Below are 17,010 nucleotides of genomic sequence, written 5' to 3'. Positions count from 1 at the left end.
GAGAACCCTCAGTGATGGCCGAACAGGATGGGGTAGAGGGACAGCACCAGGAGCAGCGCCATGCTCCAGTTGAACAGCCGCAGGCGTGCCGGACTGCTGAGCAGACGGCGCAGGCCCATGCCGAACAGCGTCCAGAGGCTGACGCTGGGCAGGTTGATCAGGGCGAAGAGCAAGGCGACCAGCAGCAGATTGGCGGTGAAGTTCTCGGCCGGAATATAGGCGGTGACCGCACCGATGGCCATCACCCAGGCCTTGGGGTTCACCCACTGGAAGGCCGCTGCCTGGAAGAAGCCGAAGGGCTTGCCGCTGCCCGACTCCCGCGGCGTCGGGGCAGCGGCGGTGGCCAGTTTCCAGGCCAGATACAGCAGATAGCCGCCGCCGATGACCCGCAAGGCGATCTGCAGCGGTGGATAGAGCACGAACAGCTGACCCAGGCCGAGACCGGTGCAGATGACCAGCAGCATGTGGCCCAGGCTGATGCCGAACATGTGCGGCAGGGTCCGCCGGAAGCCGAAATTGACCCCTGACGCCAGCAGCATCATGTTGTTGGGGCCGGGCGTGGCGGAGGAGACGAAAGCGAAGAGCATGAAGGCGGTGAGCAGTTCGACGGTCATGAGGGGAATCCCTGGGCTTTGCGCCAGCTTAGCCAGGCGTCCCTGGCGGGTATCCGTACACCGAGGTCGCGAACCAGCGGTACAGTTTTCAGGAGTCGACCGAGGGTAGCGAACTGTCCTGGCTACCTTCTACCTCATGGCGCCCGGCCAGCGCCTGGTTGAAGGCCAGCCAGCCTTCGGCGGCGTCCGCTCCGGCCGTGGCCAGGGCGGCCTGCACCAGACGCATCTGCTCGCGTCTCAGGGTCTGCTCCAGCGCGGCGCCGCCGCGGGTCAGCGACAGCCGTCGCTTGCGCTTATCCGTCGCGTCCGTCGCCATGGCCACCAGTTGCATCTCCAGCAACTGCCGCAGCGGAATGTTCAGCGCCTGCTTGCTGACGTTGAGCACGTCCAGCAGGGCCTTGTTGCTCAGTCCCGGTTCGCGAGCGATGAAGAACAGGATGCGCTGGTGGACCCGGCTCAGGCCGCGCCGCGCCAGCATGTCGTCGGCCTTGGCGGTGAACGCCTGATAGCCGAAGAAGAAGGTCTCCATGACCAGGCGCTGCTGGGTGGTCTGATTTAGGTCAAGCATATTGACTTGTCTTTCCGGAGTGCATTAGGGTCGGTCAAGTAGTTTGACTCATTAGCCGGCCACGGGCCACAGGAGGGCAGATGGCATTTTCCGAACGGGTAAGCCGACTCAAGAGCAGCCTGATCCGCGACATCCTGGCGGCAGCGCAGCGTCCGGAGGTGATGTCCTTCGCCGGCGGCCTGCCCGCCGAGCGCTGTCTGCCGGCGGTGGACTGGAGCCGGATGCCGGCCGGCCTGGGTCAGTACGGCATGAGCGAGGGCGAGCCGGCGCTGCGCGAAGCCATCGCCGCTCAGGCGCGCGGCTACGGTCTGGACTGCACGGCGGACCAGGTGCTGGTGACCACGGGTTCGCAGCAGGCCCTGGACTTGATCGCCAAACTCTATCTCGACGTCGGCACGCCGGTGCTGGTGGAAGGCCCCACCTATCTCGCGGCGCTGCAGAGCTTCCAGTTCTTTGGCGCGGATTGCCTTGAAGTCAGTCTGGCCCCGGAGGGGCTGGATCTGGCTGCCTTGCGTCTGCAGCTGGAACGGCGGCGTCCGGCCTTCGCCTATCTGATCCCGACCTTCCAGAATCCTTCCGGCGTGCGCTATTCCGCGGCCAACCGAGCGGCGGTGGCGGCCCTGCTGGACGAGTACGCTGTGACCCTGGTCGAGGACGAGCCCTACCGGGAGCTCAGCTATGACGGCGCGCCGGCGCGACCGCTCTGCGCCCAGCTCCGACGCAGCGCCTGGATCCACACCGGCAGCCTGTCGAAGACGCTGCTGCCCGGTCTGCGCGTGGGCTATCTGATCGCCTCGCCCGACCTGCTCAAGCCCCTGCGGGCGCTCAAGCAGGCCGCCGATCTGCATACCTGTCGCATGAGCCAGTGGCAGGTACAGCAATGGCTGGGCAGCGAGCGCTACGCCCAGCACCTGGAGGAGGTGCGGGCCTTCTACCGTGAACGCCGCGATGGCTTCGCCCTGGCGCTGACACGACATTTCGGCGATATCGCCGATTGGCAGATTCCGCAGGGCGGTCTGTTCTTCTGGTTACGGCTGAAAACGCCCTTGGATACCCGTACGCTGCTGGACGCCGCCCTGGCGCAGGATGTCGCCTTCATGCCGGGCGAGCCGTTCTTCGCCGAGCCAGAGCGTCACCGCGGTCTGCTGCGGCTCAATTTCAGCCACGTACTGCCCGAGCGGCTGGACACGGGCCTCGCCCGCCTGGCCGGCGTGATCCGGGAAGCCACCCCCTCTAACAAGGAGCTGTGAGATGTATCAGGTCTATGGCGATCGTCGTTCCGGCAACTGCTACAAGGTGGTGCTGATGCTGCACCTGCTCGGCGTGGAGTATCGCTGGCACGAGGTCGATATCCTCGCCGGCGAGACCCGGAGCGACGCCTTCCTGGCGAAAAATCCCAACGGCAAGATTCCGGTGCTGGAGCTGGAAGACGGCACCTGCTTGTGGGAGTCCAACGCCATCCTCAACTTCCTCGCCGACGGCACGCGCTTTTTGCCCAGCGAGCCGCGCCTGCGGACCCAGGTACTGCAATGGCAATTCTTCGAGCAATACAGCCACGAGCCCTATGTGGCGGTGGCGCGTTTCATCCGGCTCTACCAGGGGCTGCCGGCGGAGCGCCTGGAGGAGTACGAGGTCTGCCAGGTACGCGGCTACAAGGCCTTGCGGGTGATGGAGCAGCAGCTGCAACGCACGCCCTTCCTGGTCGGGGAGCAGTACTCGATCGCCGACATCGCGCTCTATGCCTATACCCACGTTGCCCATGAGGGCGGCTTCGGACTGGACGACTATCCGGCGATCCAGGCCTGGCTGGCGCGCGTGGCAGCGCAGCCGGGACATGTCGCCATCGGCTGAAAGGCGAACAGGGGAGCCGGGCTCCCCACGGGATGCCAGGGCGTGATCAGCGGGCGCTGACCACGAATTGCCAATACTGGTTGAGGCGACGCTCGCCACCATTGGCGGTCAGCAGCACCGAGGATGGCGGCTTGGACTGCAGCTCAGGCAGGGATTTCATCAGCGTCAGCCAGTTGCTGTAGTAGGTCTGCAGACAACGTCGGGCGGTGCCGTTGTTCTGCAGGGAGGTGAGGGCTCGCTGATAGGCCGGCTCGATCTGCGACAGCGCCTGGACGACGCAGGTGTCGGTATCGGAGAAGCGGGCAGTGTCGCCAATGCGCGTTCCGGCGATCACCGCCTTGTTCGCGCAGCTCTTGAAGGCAATCATGCTGGCCTGCTCGAATTGCAGGGCATTCTGATCCATGGCGAAGGCGGGTGCGCTGCAGGCGGCGGCGGCAACGAGGGCAAAGGCGTAAAGGTGGCGTTTCATGTGGCGTCCCTGACTACGTCGGTACAACGTGGTTGCATCAATGCACAGCGGCAGACTGCGCCGCCGAACGAATGTTCAGCGCGCAAGGCGGCAAAGCGCCATCAGGTGAATTCCACCAGACCGACGGTAGTGAGACCTATGAACAGGGCGGTCAGAGCGACCATGGCGAACGCCAGGAGATAATCTTCCATCAGGGCTTTCCCTACTACGATGACGGCAGTAGGACCGATGGCAAATGGCCAGGTTCTGGCGAGGTCGAGAGCGAGAGCGGCTGGCCGACGAAAGGTCGTCAGGCCGGGGGGAGGGTGACGACGCCCGGTGGACGTCGTCACCGTGGCATCACTCTTCCAGACGGTTCTTGTCGAGTTGCTTGGCCAGGCCGGCGCCCAGGTCGGCACCCGTCACCGGCGCGGCGTTCGGATCTGACATCGTGCGGGTGGCGAGCTGTTCGATCGCCTTGGCCTGCATCGGAGGCAGCTTGACGCTGGCCAGGCCATCGCCGCCGTCCACGGCCGGTCCGGGCTGTTCGACGAACTCCCAGTCCTGACCCTGATTCCAGGGTCCACGCATGTCGCCTTCGCCTTGCGACATATTGTAGTAGACGCTGGCGAATTCGGGACGGGGTGGCACCTTGCCCTGGGGGAAGTTGGGCTGAATGGAATGCAGCGCGTTCTCGAAGGATTTCTGGTGCGCGATCTCGCGGGTCATCAAAAAGCTCAGGGTGTCCTTGATGCCGGCATCGTCGGTGACATTGATGAGGCGCTCGTAGACAATCTTGGCCCGGGCTTCGGCAGCGATGTTGGACCTGAGGTCGATGGTCGGTTCACCAATGGTGTCGATGTAGGCCGCGGTCCAGGGTACGCCAGCCGAATTGGTCAGGGCCGGACCACCACCATAGAGAATCTGGGTGAGGTGGGAGTCGTTGCCGGCACCGGTCAGCGAGCGGTACAGGTCCGCTTCGTCCTGGGTCTTTTCCGCCAGGTCGCCCTTGGCACCCTTGTTCAGCATGGCGATCATCGAGCCGATGATTTCCAGGTGGCTGAGCTCTTCGGTGGCGATGTCGAACAGCATGTCCTTGCGGCCCGGGTCGAGCTCGGCTATCGCCTGGGTGAAGTAGCGCATGGCGGCGGCGAGTTCGCCTTGGGGGCCGCCGAATTGCTCCAGCATCAGGTTGGCCAGGCCGGGATTGGGCTCGGACACGCGCACGGTGTATTGCAGTCGCTTGTTATGGACGAACATGTAACCTCCAGGGGCTAGTCACGGTATAACTCGGGCGGTTCAGCGCTTCGCGGTCAGATCGGGATCGGCGGAGCGTTCGAGGAAGGCACGGGTGGTGGCGGGCAGGTCTTCCAGCAACCAGGCCGCCATGGCCTTCTCCTGTTCGAGGATGCGTTCGCAGGCCTGCTGCGTTTCGGTGTCGCCGATCTCCGCAGCTGCCGCGATCAGCGTGGTGTAGGTGGCAATCTCGATGTTCTCGAAGACATAGCCGGCGATGGCGCCCTTGATGACCTCATCGCTCATGGGCGCGCCGCCAAGGGCCTGGCCCAGCGCCATCAACTTGCCGCCCATGTCCTTGAGGGTCGAGGCGCTGCTGCCATGACGGCTCAGGCAGCCTTCGATGAGCTGGCGCTGCTCCTGGGTTTCCCTGATGTGCTGTTCGATGCGCTGGCGCAATTGCGGGTAGTGCTCCAGCCGGGCGGACTGAGCGGAGAGCATCTTCTCGGCCTGTTCCTCCATGGCATGGGCATCGCGCAGCCAGTCTATGAGGTTGTCCTGCTTGGAAGCGGTCATGGAAAACTCCTGCTCGTGGAGAGGGGCGACAACGGCTTGGAGTGCCCCGCCAGATTGCGTTCTGTCTGCTTATTAGTGGTCCTGGCTTAGCGAGAGATTCGCGTCGCGACAGTCTTTCGGATCGATGGGCAAACCCCGTGCGCTTTGTTTTACAAGCCCAGCGGCAGGGCGTTGTCTGGCAGGTCGGGTTATTGGACAGGGGGCTCGTGGCTGTACAACTCTTGTCCCAGTCAATCCGGGCCTTTAGTCATATCTTTGCCGTTCGCGCCCCTAGGGAAACCGTTCATTCGGTAGTTGCCGAAGCCCGGGGCATCTGTGTCAGGATTCGGGGAATGCACGGGAAGGAGTCAGCATGAAAGGGCCTGAGGAACAGTCGCCAGGTGCACGCCTGGCCAGGCCGTCGGAGACACGCTGGCCGGATCCGAATGCGCCGGGGTTGGCGGCGGAGCAGATCATCGCGCAACTGCGTGCAGCCGCTGCCGATGCCGACTGGGCCTGGTATCAGCGCCGTGGCAACTGGTCGTGCATGGCCACCGGCAATGGCGCCAGTGACTGGCCGGAATTGCTCGACGACGAGGAACTGGCGCAGCTGTCGGCCAAGACCGGGCTCAGCTGCCATCCCACCGGCAGCGGCCCGACCCCGCTGGGCTGGCTGCTCGCCCGCCCCGATGACCACACCGATTTCGCCGCCCTGGCCCTGAGATTCGGCTTCGTCCTGCAGCGCCTGCAGCTGCAGCGGGCGCAGGCGATCCAGCAGGTGCTTTACGACATCACCTACCTGGCGAGTTCGACCCTGGATCGCCAGCTGTTCATGCAGCGTACCCACGAGCTGCTGGTCTCGCTGATCGATGCCGAGAATTTCTGCCTAGCGCTGCTCGATCCTGACGCCGACCGGATCCACTATCCCTATTACTTTGATCAGCGCGACGAGAGCCCCCGGCGCCGGGTTCCTTCGAGCCGCTGGATAGGGAGCAGCCGAGTCTGACGGCCTTTGTGCTCATGCACGGCGAGCCGCTGCTGCTGCCCAAGGAAGCCATCGAAGCGGCGCAGGTGTCAGGGCCCTACTATTGCCAGGGCTCGGTTCCCGAGTTCTGGATGGGCATCCCGCTCAAGGACGGCGCCGATCGCACCTTCGGCGTGCTCAGCCTGCAGGTCTACGATCGCGAGCGTCGCTACGGCCCGAGGACCAGGCGCTGTTCCAGGTGATCGCCCGCGACGTGGCCATGGCCCTGGATCGCATCCTCCGGCGCGAATCGCTGGAAGCCACCGTGGGCCAGCGGACCCAGGAGCTTTCGGAGGTCAATGCCCGGCTGCGCGAGCAGATCGCCGAGCGCGAACGCGCCGAGCAGCTGCAGGCGGCGCTGTTTCGCATTGCCGAGCTGTCCAGCGCCAGTACCGACATGCCAGACCTCCTGGGCGGTCTGCACCGCGTCGTGGGTGAGCTGCTCTATGCCCACAACTTCTATATCGCCCTCTACGACGATGCCTCGGGGGAGGTGAGCTTCCCCTATTTCGCCGATGAGCGCCGTACCAGCGCACCCGTCGCCCGACGCGGCACCCGCGGCTATACCGAGTACACCATCCGCCAACGGCGACCCTGCATCATCGATCGGCACAAGGCCCGGCTGCTGATCGAGCAAGGCGAGATCACCCCGGTCGAGGGCACCCCGGAAGCCTGCTCCTGGCTGGGTATCCCCCTCTACGACGGCAAGCACGTCCGCGGCGTGCTGGCGGTACAGAGCTATCGCGAAGACGTTTACTACAGCCGGCGCGACCAGGAGCTGCTCACCTTCGTCTCGCGCCATATCGATACCGCGCTGTCCCGGCGCAGCGCCGCGGAAGCCATCCAGCAGTCGCGCCAGGCCCTGGAGGTCAGGGTGCAGGAGCGCACCCGGGCGCTGGACGCCGCCAACGCCCGACTGCTGTACGAGAACAACCACGATGCCCTGACCCGGCTGCCCAATCGCAGCTTCTTCCAGCAACGCCTGGGCGAGCTCTGGGCCGCGCTGGAGCGTGACGGGGCCGGTCTGGCGGTGATGTTTCTCGACCTGGACAGATTCAAGCGCATCAACGACCAGTTCGGCCATCCCTTCGGCGACCTGCTGCTGGTGGCGGCCGGTGAGCGATTGTCGAGCTGCCTGCGCGAGACCGACCTGCTGGCACGACTGGGCGGTGACGAATTCGCCATCCTGGTGCCCGGTGGCGGCCTGGATTCACCGGTAGCCATCGGCCAGCGCATTATCGAAGCCTTCGACCGGCCACTGGTGATCGACGACCACAGCCTGTTCACCTCCTGCAGCATCGGCATCGTGCTGGCCGATCCCAGCCTGCATCGCCAGCCGGATGACCTGCTGCGCGACGCCGATACGGCGATGTATCGGGTCAAGCAGGGTGGGCGCGACAACTTCGCGGTCTTCAACCAGGAACTGCGCCAGGTGGTGTCCGACCAGGTGGTGCGTGAAGGCGCGCTGCGCAAGGCGCTGAAGAATGGCAACGAACTGGAGCCCTTCTTCCAGCCGATCATTGACGTCACCAGCGGCCGCGTGGCGGCGCTGGAGGCGCTGATCCGCTGGCGTCAGCCGGACGGTAGCGTCCTGGCGCCAGGGGCCTTTCTACCCGAGCTGGAAGGCCTGCGGCTGATCGGACGCCTGGATACCTACATGCTGACGCGCATCGCCGCCACCCTGGCCGAACCGGCCCAGGCGCACTGGCCGGTGGTGCACGTCAATTGCTCCAGCTACAGCATCGTGCGCCCGGAGTTCGCCGACGAGGTGCTGAGCATCCTGGCCGCGTATGGCGTGGCGCCGTCGCGGATCTGCCTGGAGTTGACCGAAGGCGCCCTGGTCGCCGAACCGGAACGCGCCAAGGCGGCCATGGAGGCCCTGGATCGTCACGGCGTCTCGGTGGTGCTGGACGATTTCGGCGCGGGCTTCTCGTCGCTGGGCTATGTCCACGAGTACCGCTTTCGCGGCCTCAAGATCGACAAGTCCTTTGTCCTGCGTCTGGCCGAGAGCGCACGCAGTGTCGCCATCGTTCGCGCCATCGTGCGCATGGCCGAGTCACTGGGGCTGGATGTAGTCGCCGAGGGCGTCGAGGACGCCCAGGCGTTGCAACTGCTCAGGGACATGGGTGCCCGCCACGCCCAGGGTTATTTCTTCGCCCGCCCGCTGGATCTGCTGGCGACCCGGCGGCTGCTGGCCAGGGCCGCCAACTAGAAGGCGACGCCGGCCACCAGGATCAGGTTGGTGTAGGGCTGGCACTCGCCGGTGCGGATCTGCACCCGCGCCTGGCGACACAGCGCCTTCATCTCGTCATGGGAAACCAGCCGGCGGCTGCCCAGGGCGCCGCTCCCGGTCAGGCGTTCCAGTTCGCCCAGGGCCGGGGGCTGGGCGCTGAGGGTTTCCTCGGCGAGCAGATGGCTTTCCACCTGCATCTCGCTGAGCAGCGCCTGCAGCACACTGAGAAAGTCCGGCACGCCCGGGGTGACGGCCAGATCGACCAGCGGGGTGCCCGGCGGTACCGGCATGCCGGCGTCACCGATAACCACCAGGTCGCCGTGACCGAGACTGGCGACGGCCTGGGACAGGGCGATGTTGAGCAGAGAGGTCTTTTTCACCGGGCGAGCTCCTGGCGGGTGGGGATGGACGGCTGGGCGCCCGGGCGGGTGACGGCGATGGCGGCAGCCTGCTGGCCGAGGGCGATGGCGGCCTCCACGCTCAGACCTTCTGCCAGTCCGGCGGCGAAGCCCCGAGGAAGGTGTCGCCGGCGGCGGTGGTGTCCACTGCCTTCACCGGCGTGGCCGGGTGGTGGCGGCAGCTGTCGGACGTGACCTGCAGCAGGCCCTGGCCACCCAGGGTCAGCAGCACCTGGCGGGCGCCGGCGGCGACCAGCTGGCGTGCGGCGGCTTCGGCCTGCTCCAGGGTGTCCACCGGCAACCCGGTCAGCAGGCTGGCTTCGCTTTCATTGGGCACCAGGTAGTCGATATGGGCGTACCACTCGGCCGGCAGCGGACCGGTGGCCGGCGCTGGATTGAGGATCACCGTCTTGCCCAACGCATGGGCGCGGGCGAGGGCGTCGCCCACGGTGGCCAGCGGCACCTCCAGCTGGGCGATCACCAGCTTGGCCTGGTCGAGCACGCGCTCCTGCGCCTGCAGGTGCGCGGCGGACAGTTCGCCGTTGCCGCCGGCGACGATGACGATGGCGTTCTGGCCCTGGTCATCCACCAGGATGGACGCGATGCCGGTGGGGACATCGGCCGCCACCGAGACACCCTGGCAGTCGATGCCTTCCTGCACCAGGCTGCGGGTCAGGAAGTCACCGTAGGGATCGGCGCCGACGCAGCCGATCATGGCGACCCGGGCGCCCAGGCGTGCCGCGGCGACGGCCTGATTCGCGCCCTTGCCGCCGGGTGCGGTGGTGAAGGTATGGCCGGCGAGGGTCTCGCCGCCCTTGGGCAGGCGCGGAGTGCGCACCACCAGGTCCATGTTCAGGCTGCCGATGACGACGACGTCAGGGTGCATGGGAGGTCTCCAGAGCAGAGGGCGCCGCGGTGGATTCGCGCAGCACCAGCCGGGGTACGGCGATGTCGTGGGTGGAGGGGCTGCCGACCGTCTCGCGGCGCGCCAGCAGGAGCTGGGCAGCGCGCTCGCCAAGGTCGCGGATCGACTGGCCGATGGTGGTCAGGGCCGGATAGAGATAGCGGCTGAGTTCGATGTCGTCGAAGCCCACCACCGAAAGTTGGCCAGGGACGTCCAGGCCCAGCTCGGCGGCGGCGCGCAACACGCCCAGGGCGATGGTGTCGTTGCCGGCGAAGATCGCGGTCGGACGCTCCCCCGAGGCCAGCAATTCGCGGGCCGCGGCATGACCGGCGGCGGCGGTGAAGGGACAGCGCTGGATGGCGCCAGGCGCGATGCCGGCGTCCGCCAGGGCCTCCTGGTAGCCGGTGATCCGCTCGCTGGCGACGGGCGAGTCGGCCGGGCCACCGATGCAGGCGATCCGCCGATGGCCGAGCTCCAGCAGATGGCGGGTGGCGAGCAGGCCGCCCTGGTGGTGATCGATGCGGATATGCGCGGCCTGGACGCCGTCCAGCGGTCGGTCGGCCAGCACCAGCGGGATGCGCAGGCCGGCGAGGGCGCGGGCAAAGCGCGGATCGCCGTCCACGGTGGCGACCACCAGGCCGTCGATGCGGCGCTCCTTGAGCACCCGCAGATAGCGCAGCTGCTTGTCGGCATCGTCATCGGAATTGCAGAGGATGACGCTGTACCCCTGGCGCTCGCAGTGATCCTCGATCCCCCGCGCGAGTTCGGCGAAATAGGGGTTGACCGCATTGGGCACCAGCACGCCGAAGGTGCCGGTGGCGCGACTGCGCAGGGAGCGGGCCACGCCGCTGGGCACGTAGCCCAGCTCGGCGATGGCCGCCTCGACCTTTTTGCGGACACCCGGACTGACCGGGCGACTGTTGTTCACCACATGGGAGACGGTGGTGTAGGAGATGCCGGCGCGGGCGGCGACATCCTTGATGGTCGCCATCAGCCCTTGCTCTTGGCGCGCTGGCTGCGATAGGTGTCGAGGATCACCGCCACCACGATGACCGCGCCGGTGATGATGCGCTTGGTCGGCTCGCTGGCACCGATCTGGGCCAGGCCCGCGGCCAGTACCGAGATGATCAGCACGCCGAAGAAGGTGCTGATCACCGAGCCGCGGCCGCCCATGAGGCTGGTCCCGCCGATCACCACGGCGGCGATCACCTGCAGTTCCAGGCCCACGCCGGCATTGGGATCGGCGGCTTCCAGGCGGGAGATCTGGAACAGTGCGGCCAGGCCCGCCAACAGGCCCATGAGGGCGAAGACGATGACCTTGTAGGGTTTGGAATTGATCCCGGCCAGGCGCACCGCTTCCTCGTTGGTGCCGATGGCGATCAGGTAGCGCCCGAGCACCGAGCGGGTCAGCAGCAGTTGCGCGACCACGATCACCAGCAGGGCGATGACGAAGGAGGGCGAGATGCCGAAGGCGAAGGGCGTGGACAGCCAGGCGTAGGCATCGCCGATATAGGCGGTGCGCGAATTGGTCAGCTGGTAGGCGGCGCCACGGGCCATTTCCAGCACGCCGAGGGAGACGATGAAGGAGGGGATGCGCCAGGCCACGGTCACACTGCCGGTGAGGGTGCCGGTCAGGGCCGCGCAGAACATACCCAGGGCGGCTGCCGGCAGGATGCCCCAGCCCCATTCCAGGGTAGCGACGCTGACTACGGCGGCGGCCAGGGCGACCACCGAACCCACCGAGAGATCGATGCCGCCGATGATCAGGATAAAGGTCATCCCGGTCGCCAGCACCATCAGATCGGGGATCTGGTTGGCCAGGGTGGTGAAGGTGGCGTAGGAGAGAAAGTGGCTGCTCATCAGGGAGAACAGCACGATCATGGCTAGCAGGGCAGCGGCTAGGCCGATGTAGGTGCCCAGGCCCAGGCCGAAGGCACGCCGGGAAGAGGTGACGGGAAGGCTGCTCATCGAATGGCTTCCTGAGAAAGGGTTTGCGGCGGGACAGGTTCTTCCAGCAGGGCTTCGCGGGAGCGATAGCCGGCGAAGGCGGCGGCCAGCAGCCGCTCCTGATCCCAGTCATGGCGTTCGAAGGTGGCTTCCAGGCGGCCGGCGGAGATCACGCCGATCCGATCGCAGATCAGCATCAGCTCGCGCAGGTCGCTGGAGACCACGACCAGGGCCTTGCCCTGGCGGGTGAGTTCGGCCAGCAGGCCATAGATCTCGAACTTGGCGCCGACGTCGATGCCGCGCGTGGGTTCGTCGAACAGCATCACCTGGCAATCGCGTTCCAGCCAGCGTCCGATCACCACCTTCTGCTGGTTGCCACCGGAGAGTTCGCCCACGGGCTGGGTGCCGTCGTTGCAGCGGATGCGCATGCCCTTGATATGGCGCTCGGCCAGGGCCGCTTCGCGTGTGCCGCTGACCAGGCCCTGTCGAGCGACCTTGGCCATGTTGCCCAGGGCGATGTTGGCGCTGATCGGCTGGCTGAGCAGCAGGCCTTCGCCCTTGCGATCCTCGGTGATGAGGGCGATGCCCTGGCGCACTACCTTGGCCGGCGAACCCAGGTCGACCGGCTTGCCGGCCAGGTGCACCGTGCCGGAATCGGCGCGATCGGCGCCGAAGATCAGGCGCAGGAGTTCGGTCCGTCCGGCGCCGATCAGGCCGGAGATACCATAGATCTCGCCAGCGCGGACGCTGAAGGAGACATCCTGGACCTTGTCGGCGCGCGAGAGACCCTTGACCTCCAGCAGGGGCGGGCCGAAGCGGCGTTCGCCCATGTCGAGGTGCTCGCCGAGATCGCGGCCGACCATGAGGCTGACGATCTGGTCGGTGCCGTACTCGGCCATGGGCGCATCGGCCACCTGCCGACCATCACGCAGCACCACCAGTTGCTGGGCGATGCGCTTGAGTTCTTCCAGGCGATGGGAGATGTAGACCAGGGCCACGCCCCGGGCGCGCAGGCGCTCGATCTGCTCGAACAGCAAATCCACCTCGCGCGAGGTGAGCATGGCGGTCGGCTCGTCGAGAATCAGCACCCGGCAATCGCCGATCAGGTTGCGGGCGATTTCCACCATCTGCTGGTGACCTACACCCAGTTCGGCGATGGGGGTATCCGGATCTATGGCCTCCAGGCCGACCTGGGCCATGGCCAGCCGCGCCTGCTCGCGCAACTGGCGGCGGTCGATCCAGCCCAGTCGCCGGGGCAGGCGATCGAGAAAGAGATTTTCCGCCACGGTGAGGGTGGGCAGCAGATTGAGTTCCTGCATGACCATCCGCACCCCCTGGGCTTCCGCCTCACGGCGGCTGCCCGGGGCATAGGGTCGGCCGAGGAAGCTCAGCTCGCCGGTGGTGGGTTGCACCAGGCCACAGAGGATCTTGGACAGGGTGCTCTTGCCGGCGCCGTTTTCCCCGGTGAGCGCCAGCACCTGGCCGGCGCGCAACTCCAGGTCCACGCCGCCGAGTACCGGCTGGGCATAGGTCTTGCCGATGCCACGGGCGCTGAGGATGACCTCGGACGACATGGGGGCTCTCCTTGGCTCAGGGCTGGGTGACGAGTTCGACCGGCGTCTCGATCACGCCGTCCTTGGCACCGGTGGGCTCGCCCTTGACCAGCTTGAGCGCGGCGTCGATACCGAACACGGCCTGCTTGGCGGCGAACTGGTCGGCGGTGGCGAGGACGCGACCGTCTTTCAGCATCGGGTGGATGGCCTTGATGTTGTCGTAGCCGACGATCTGCACCTGACCTTTCTTGCCCGCGGCCCGTACGGCGGAGACGGCGCCCAGCGCCATGCTGTCATTGCCGGCCAGCAGGGCCTTCAGGTCGGGGTATTCGTTGAGCATGGCCGCGGCGACGGCGTTGCCCTTGTCGATTTCCCAGTTGCCGGACTGCACGCCGACGATCTTCATGCCGGCCGCTTCCATGGCGTCCTTGAAGCCTGCGGTGCGCTGCTGGGCGTTGGTGGTGGTGGAGACGCCCTCGATGATGCCGACCTGATCACCCTGCTTGAGCTGCTTGGCAAGGTACTCGCCCACCAGGCGTGCGCCCTTGCGGTTGTCGGGGCCGACGAAGGGAATGTCCAGGGACTTGGACTTGAGCACCTCGGGATCCAGGCGATTGTCGATGTTGACCACCTTGATGCCGGCGTCGCTGGCTTTCTTCAGCACCGGGACCAGCGCCTTGGAGTCGGCCGGGGCGATGACCAGGGCATCCACCTTGGACACGATCATCTGCTCGACGATACGGATCTGGCTGGAGGTGTCGGTCTCGTCCTTGATCCCGTTCGAGATCAGATCGAAGTCGGCGGAATGCTCTTTCTGGTAGGTCTTGGCGCCGTCTTCCATGGTCAGGAAGAATTCGTTGGCCAGGGACTTCATGACCAGCGCGACCTTGGGCTTTTCGGCGGCCGTGGCATGACTGGCGGTGAGCGGCAGGATCAGCGAAGCGGAGGCGAGAGCGATAGCCGCCAGCAGGCGGGCAGGGCGAAAGGCCAGCATAGGGGAATCTCCGAATTCTTATGGTTCTTGTGGTCGCGCAAACGTTTGCGCGTTGTCGAGGATGTCCGCTTCGCTGGTAGCTGTCAACGCGACTCACTACATGAATCGATTCAGCTCGCAGGGATGGCGGGTTGGCCCTGGCCGGGCGGGCACCGGTATACTGGGCAATCGTATTCAACCAGGCGCCCGGCGCCCAAGAGTCTCTGCCATGTCCTTTTCCGAATCCGCCCTGAAGTCCCTCATCCGCGCCGTGCCCGATTTTCCCAAGCCGGGGGTGATCTTCCGGGACATCACGCCACTGTTCCAGTCGCCCGAGGGGCTGCGCGCCGTCATGGCGGAGCTGCTGGAGCGCTATCGTTCGGCGACCTTCACCCACGTCGGGGCGCTGGATGCGCGCGGATTCCTCATCGGCCCGATCCTGGCCTACGAACTGGGCAAGCCGCTGGTGCTGTTCCGCAAGCAGGGCAAGCTGCCCGCCGAGCTGCTGACCGAGGTCTACAGTACCGAATACGGCGATTCGGTGATCGAGGTACACAAGGACAGCGTCGGTGCCGGTGATTCGGTGCTGCTGGTCGACGATCTCATCGCCACCGGCGGTACCCTCGTCGCCGCCGGCAACCTGATCCGCCGCCTGGGCGCCGAAGTCCACGAAGCCGCCGCCATCGTCGACCTGCCCGAACTGGGCGGCTCCAGGCGCCTGGAAGCCGCCGGCATCCCCACCTTCGCCCTGACGAGCTTCGCGCTGTCCGAGTATTGAGTTGCAGTTGATCGCGACCATCGCGGTCCGCACTGCTGTGCCTTTGCTCTCGTTTATCGCGGCCATGGGCCGCTCCTACAGGTACACCGAACAAATGTAGGAGCGGCCCATGGCCGCGATTGCGTCCAGCCCGTAGCGTGGAAAACCGCGTAGCGTTTTCCACCTGATGCCGATGCCCGTTCGTGGACAGGGCTGCGCCGTTGTCCACCCTTGTATCTCGACGACAGCCTCCTTAGGGGGGCATAGTCCCCGACTGATCATCGGGGAGGATGGCAGGCCGTGTCCACCCTTAAGCCTTTGAGCTTGCAACGTAGATAGGCTGCCTCCTCCACACCCATCCCCGAGTCCGAACGGTATCTAGAGCCTCCAGAGCTCGTATTGCACAAGGTTGGACGGGATGACGTGATCGTGTCGCATCTGAAGGAGGAGACATCATGGCCGTAATCGGTGTTGATATCGCCAAGCGCAGCTTCGATCTGGCGGTCCTGCAATCCAATGGCAAGCACCGGACCAAGGGCAGGCTGAGCAACGATCCGTCAGGCTTCGCGGTCTTTGCCGACTGGCTGCAGCAGCATGCCGAGCCAGGCGCTTGGATCGTGATGGAGGCCACGGGCACCTATCACGAAGCGCTCGCCGAGCATTTCCATGCGCTGGGCTACCGAATCGCCGTGCTCAATCCGGCACAGATCGCTCGCTATGCGCAAAGCCAGTTGCAGCGCAGCAAGACGGACAAACTCGACGCCAAGCTGATCGCCACCTATGGCCAGCGGCATGAAGACAGCCTGCGGGCCTGGCACCCCGAGCCTGTGTCCATCCGCACGCTTCGCGCGCTGACCCGGCGCCTGGAGGATCTCCAATCGCTACGGCAGATGGAGCTCAATCGGCTCGAGGTCAGCCCGGAAAAAGTCCAAAACTCGATCCAGGCGGTCGTGCAGCGGCTCGATGAGCAGATCGCCTGGACGCTCGAACAGATCAAACGGCATATCGACGATGACCCGGACCTGAGCGGCAAACGTGATCTGCTGGTGAGCATAGACGGCATCGCCGACAAGACCGCCGCCCTGATCCTGGCGGAGCTCGGTGATATCGGTCGCTTCGCCGATGCCCGCGCCGTGACCGCCTTTGCCGGTTTGAACCCACGCCTACAGGAATCAGGTCTTTACCGCGGCCATACCGGCATCTCGCGCATGGGATCGGTCCGCTTACGAAGTGCGCTATACCTACCCGCCGTCGTGGCGCTGACCTACAACCCGGCTATCAAGGCGCAAGCCGAGCGTCTGAAAACCAGGGGGAAGAAAGGTAAACAAACCGTCTGCGCCGCCATGCGCAAGCTGCTGACCATCGCCTATGGCGTGCTCAAATCAGGCAAGCCTTTCGACCCTGCTTTAGCGATTGCACACTGAGGGGCGAAGACGGTATCTACGACGGTGGTACCTTTGCGGGACCGGCCGCGTCTGCAGATCGCCATGGCCGTAAAAGGTCAATCAAGTCGTAGGTTGGGCTGAGCGCAGCGAAGCCCAACAGCTCCTGCCTCTGCGTCGGTCCCGTTGGACTTCGACGAGGGAGCCGTCTCGGCCCACTCTACGCTTCATCGCAACCCAGGCAGCCTGGCGTCAAAGCTCAGCCGAAGGCTTTTTGGGCGCCAGCGGATACAGATCCACCTCGTCCGCCAGCTTGGGCAGCTCGTCGAGGAAGGCGAGGGTGTGTGGCTGGTTGAAGTGGTCGTCCTGGGCGGCGACCGAGATCCAGCGGGCCTGGACCACCCAGACGTCATTGTCCTCGCTACCTTGGAATACCCGATAATCCAGGCACCCCTCGTCGTGCACTGCCACCGCGGCCAGATCCAGCAGGTGGGCGCCCAGCGCCTGGGAACGTTCGGGTTGGGCTCTGAACAGGGTAAGGCTGTGGACGTCCGCCATGGCGTGCAG

At 65.7% G+C, this 17,010-nt stretch carries 18 protein-coding genes and 1 pseudogene; 7 read left to right on the top strand and 12 right to left on the bottom strand.

What is annotated here, in order from left to right; translation table 11 throughout:
• Positions 1–8: 8 nt before the first annotated feature.
• Positions 9–614: a LysE family translocator gene (locus tag BGI51_RS19045; RefSeq protein ID WP_133860624.1), complete on the bottom strand. Its 606-nt coding sequence runs from the start codon at positions 612–614 to the stop codon at positions 9–11.
• Between the two features lie 88 nt (positions 615–702).
• The gene (locus BGI51_RS19040; RefSeq protein ID WP_187979355.1) at positions 703–1,182 is read right to left on the bottom strand and encodes a MarR family winged helix-turn-helix transcriptional regulator; all 480 of its coding nucleotides are present in this window, start codon (positions 1,180–1,182) and stop codon (positions 703–705) included.
• 80 nt (positions 1,183–1,262) lie between these two features.
• Between BGI51_RS19040 and BGI51_RS19035 the strand changes: the two genes are divergently transcribed.
• Positions 1,263–2,432, top strand: a complete 1,170-nt coding sequence (locus BGI51_RS19035; RefSeq protein WP_187979354.1) for a PLP-dependent aminotransferase family protein — start codon at positions 1,263–1,265, stop codon at positions 2,430–2,432.
• A 1-nt stretch (position 2,433) separates the two neighbouring features.
• Positions 2,434–3,033, top strand: a complete 600-nt coding sequence (locus tag BGI51_RS19030) for a glutathione S-transferase family protein (RefSeq protein ID WP_187979353.1) — start codon at positions 2,434–2,436, stop codon at positions 3,031–3,033.
• Between the two features lie 46 nt (positions 3,034–3,079).
• On the opposite strand, the gene BGI51_RS19025 is transcribed toward BGI51_RS19030, so the two are convergent.
• The 3 genes from BGI51_RS19025 to BGI51_RS19015 all read right to left on the bottom strand — a co-directional run bounded on the left by BGI51_RS19025 (position 3,080) and on the right by BGI51_RS19015 (position 5,293).
• Entirely contained in the window at positions 3,080–3,502 is a 423-nt protein-coding gene (locus BGI51_RS19025) for a hypothetical protein (protein ID WP_252977130.1), read from the bottom strand.
• Between the two features lie 339 nt (positions 3,503–3,841).
• Positions 3,842–4,741 (bottom strand): manganese catalase family protein, encoded by a 900-nt coding sequence (locus BGI51_RS19020; protein WP_133860620.1) that lies wholly within the window; start codon positions 4,739–4,741, stop codon positions 3,842–3,844.
• Positions 4,742–4,780: 39 nt separating this feature from the next.
• Positions 4,781–5,293, bottom strand: coding sequence for a ferritin-like domain-containing protein (locus BGI51_RS19015; RefSeq protein ID WP_187979352.1), 513 nt, complete (start codon positions 5,291–5,293; stop codon positions 4,781–4,783).
• Positions 5,294–5,645: 352 nt separating this feature from the next.
• Between BGI51_RS19015 and BGI51_RS24155 the strand changes: the two genes are divergently transcribed.
• The 3 genes from BGI51_RS24155 to BGI51_RS19010 are packed head-to-tail and all read left to right on the top strand — an operon-like array spanning position 5,646 to position 8,508.
• Positions 5,646–6,278, top strand: a complete 633-nt coding sequence (locus BGI51_RS24155; RefSeq protein ID WP_437179414.1) for a hypothetical protein — start codon at positions 5,646–5,648, stop codon at positions 6,276–6,278.
• Between the two features lie 14 nt (positions 6,279–6,292).
• Positions 6,293–6,499 carry a hypothetical protein gene (locus BGI51_RS24150; RefSeq protein ID WP_437179413.1) on the top strand — a complete coding sequence of 69 codons (207 nt, stop codon included), beginning with the start codon at positions 6,293–6,295 and terminating at the stop codon, positions 6,497–6,499.
• The gene (locus BGI51_RS19010) at positions 6,496–8,508 is read left to right on the top strand and encodes a putative bifunctional diguanylate cyclase/phosphodiesterase (RefSeq protein ID WP_437179412.1); all 2,013 of its coding nucleotides are present in this window, start codon (positions 6,496–6,498) and stop codon (positions 8,506–8,508) included. Before BGI51_RS24150 ends, BGI51_RS19010 begins: the two co-directional genes overlap by 4 nt.
• Here BGI51_RS19010 and rbsD read toward each other — a convergent pair.
• From rbsD to BGI51_RS18980, 6 genes and pseudogenes are all read right to left on the bottom strand, one after another.
• Positions 8,505–8,909 (bottom strand): D-ribose pyranase, encoded by a 405-nt coding sequence (rbsD, locus tag BGI51_RS19005; RefSeq protein WP_187979351.1) that lies wholly within the window; start codon positions 8,907–8,909, stop codon positions 8,505–8,507. The genes BGI51_RS19010 and rbsD overlap by 4 nt on opposite strands.
• Positions 8,906–9,813 (bottom strand): annotated as a pseudogene (gene rbsK / locus BGI51_RS19000) (ribokinase). The gene rbsD and the pseudogene rbsK overlap by 4 nt, the downstream one beginning before the upstream one ends.
• Positions 9,803–10,822 carry a LacI family DNA-binding transcriptional regulator gene (locus BGI51_RS18995; RefSeq protein WP_187979350.1) on the bottom strand — a complete coding sequence of 340 codons (1,020 nt, stop codon included), beginning with the start codon at positions 10,820–10,822 and terminating at the stop codon, positions 9,803–9,805. Before BGI51_RS18995 ends, rbsK begins: the two are co-directional and overlap by 11 nt.
• On the bottom strand, positions 10,822–11,799 hold the full coding sequence (locus BGI51_RS18990; protein ID WP_187979349.1) for an ABC transporter permease: 978 nt from the start codon (positions 11,797–11,799) through the stop codon (positions 10,822–10,824). Before BGI51_RS18990 ends, BGI51_RS18995 begins: the two co-directional genes overlap by 1 nt.
• On the bottom strand, positions 11,796–13,352 hold the full coding sequence (locus BGI51_RS18985) for a sugar ABC transporter ATP-binding protein (RefSeq protein ID WP_187979348.1): 1,557 nt from the start codon (positions 13,350–13,352) through the stop codon (positions 11,796–11,798). The genes BGI51_RS18990 and BGI51_RS18985 overlap by 4 nt, the downstream gene beginning before the upstream one ends.
• 16 nt (positions 13,353–13,368) lie before the next feature.
• Positions 13,369–14,325 carry a sugar ABC transporter substrate-binding protein gene (locus BGI51_RS18980; protein WP_133860613.1) on the bottom strand — a complete coding sequence of 319 codons (957 nt, stop codon included), beginning with the start codon at positions 14,323–14,325 and terminating at the stop codon, positions 13,369–13,371.
• A 208-nt stretch (positions 14,326–14,533) separates the two neighbouring features.
• Here BGI51_RS18980 and BGI51_RS18975 point away from each other — a divergent pair, with 208 nt between their 5' ends.
• Both BGI51_RS18975 and BGI51_RS18970 read left to right on the top strand, forming a co-directional pair.
• Positions 14,534–15,082 (top strand): adenine phosphoribosyltransferase, encoded by a 549-nt coding sequence (locus BGI51_RS18975; RefSeq protein WP_187979347.1) that lies wholly within the window; start codon positions 14,534–14,536, stop codon positions 15,080–15,082.
• Positions 15,083–15,516: 434 nt separating this feature from the next.
• Positions 15,517–16,485 (top strand): IS110 family transposase, encoded by a 969-nt coding sequence (locus BGI51_RS18970; protein ID WP_252977129.1) that lies wholly within the window; start codon positions 15,517–15,519, stop codon positions 16,483–16,485.
• A 210-nt stretch (positions 16,486–16,695) separates the two neighbouring features.
• Here BGI51_RS18970 and BGI51_RS18965 read toward each other — a convergent pair whose 3' ends face one another.
• Complete coding sequence (locus BGI51_RS18965) at positions 16,696–17,001, bottom strand: putative quinol monooxygenase (protein WP_187979346.1); 306 nt, start codon at positions 16,999–17,001, stop codon at positions 16,696–16,698.
• Positions 17,002–17,010: the final 9 nt, after the last annotated feature.

The sequence above is a fragment of the Pseudomonas oryzihabitans genome, assembly GCF_014522265.1.
Taxonomy (GTDB): domain Bacteria; phylum Pseudomonadota; class Gammaproteobacteria; order Pseudomonadales; family Pseudomonadaceae; genus Chryseomonas; species Chryseomonas aestiva.
This window is presented reverse-complemented; position numbering and strand designations above follow the sequence as displayed.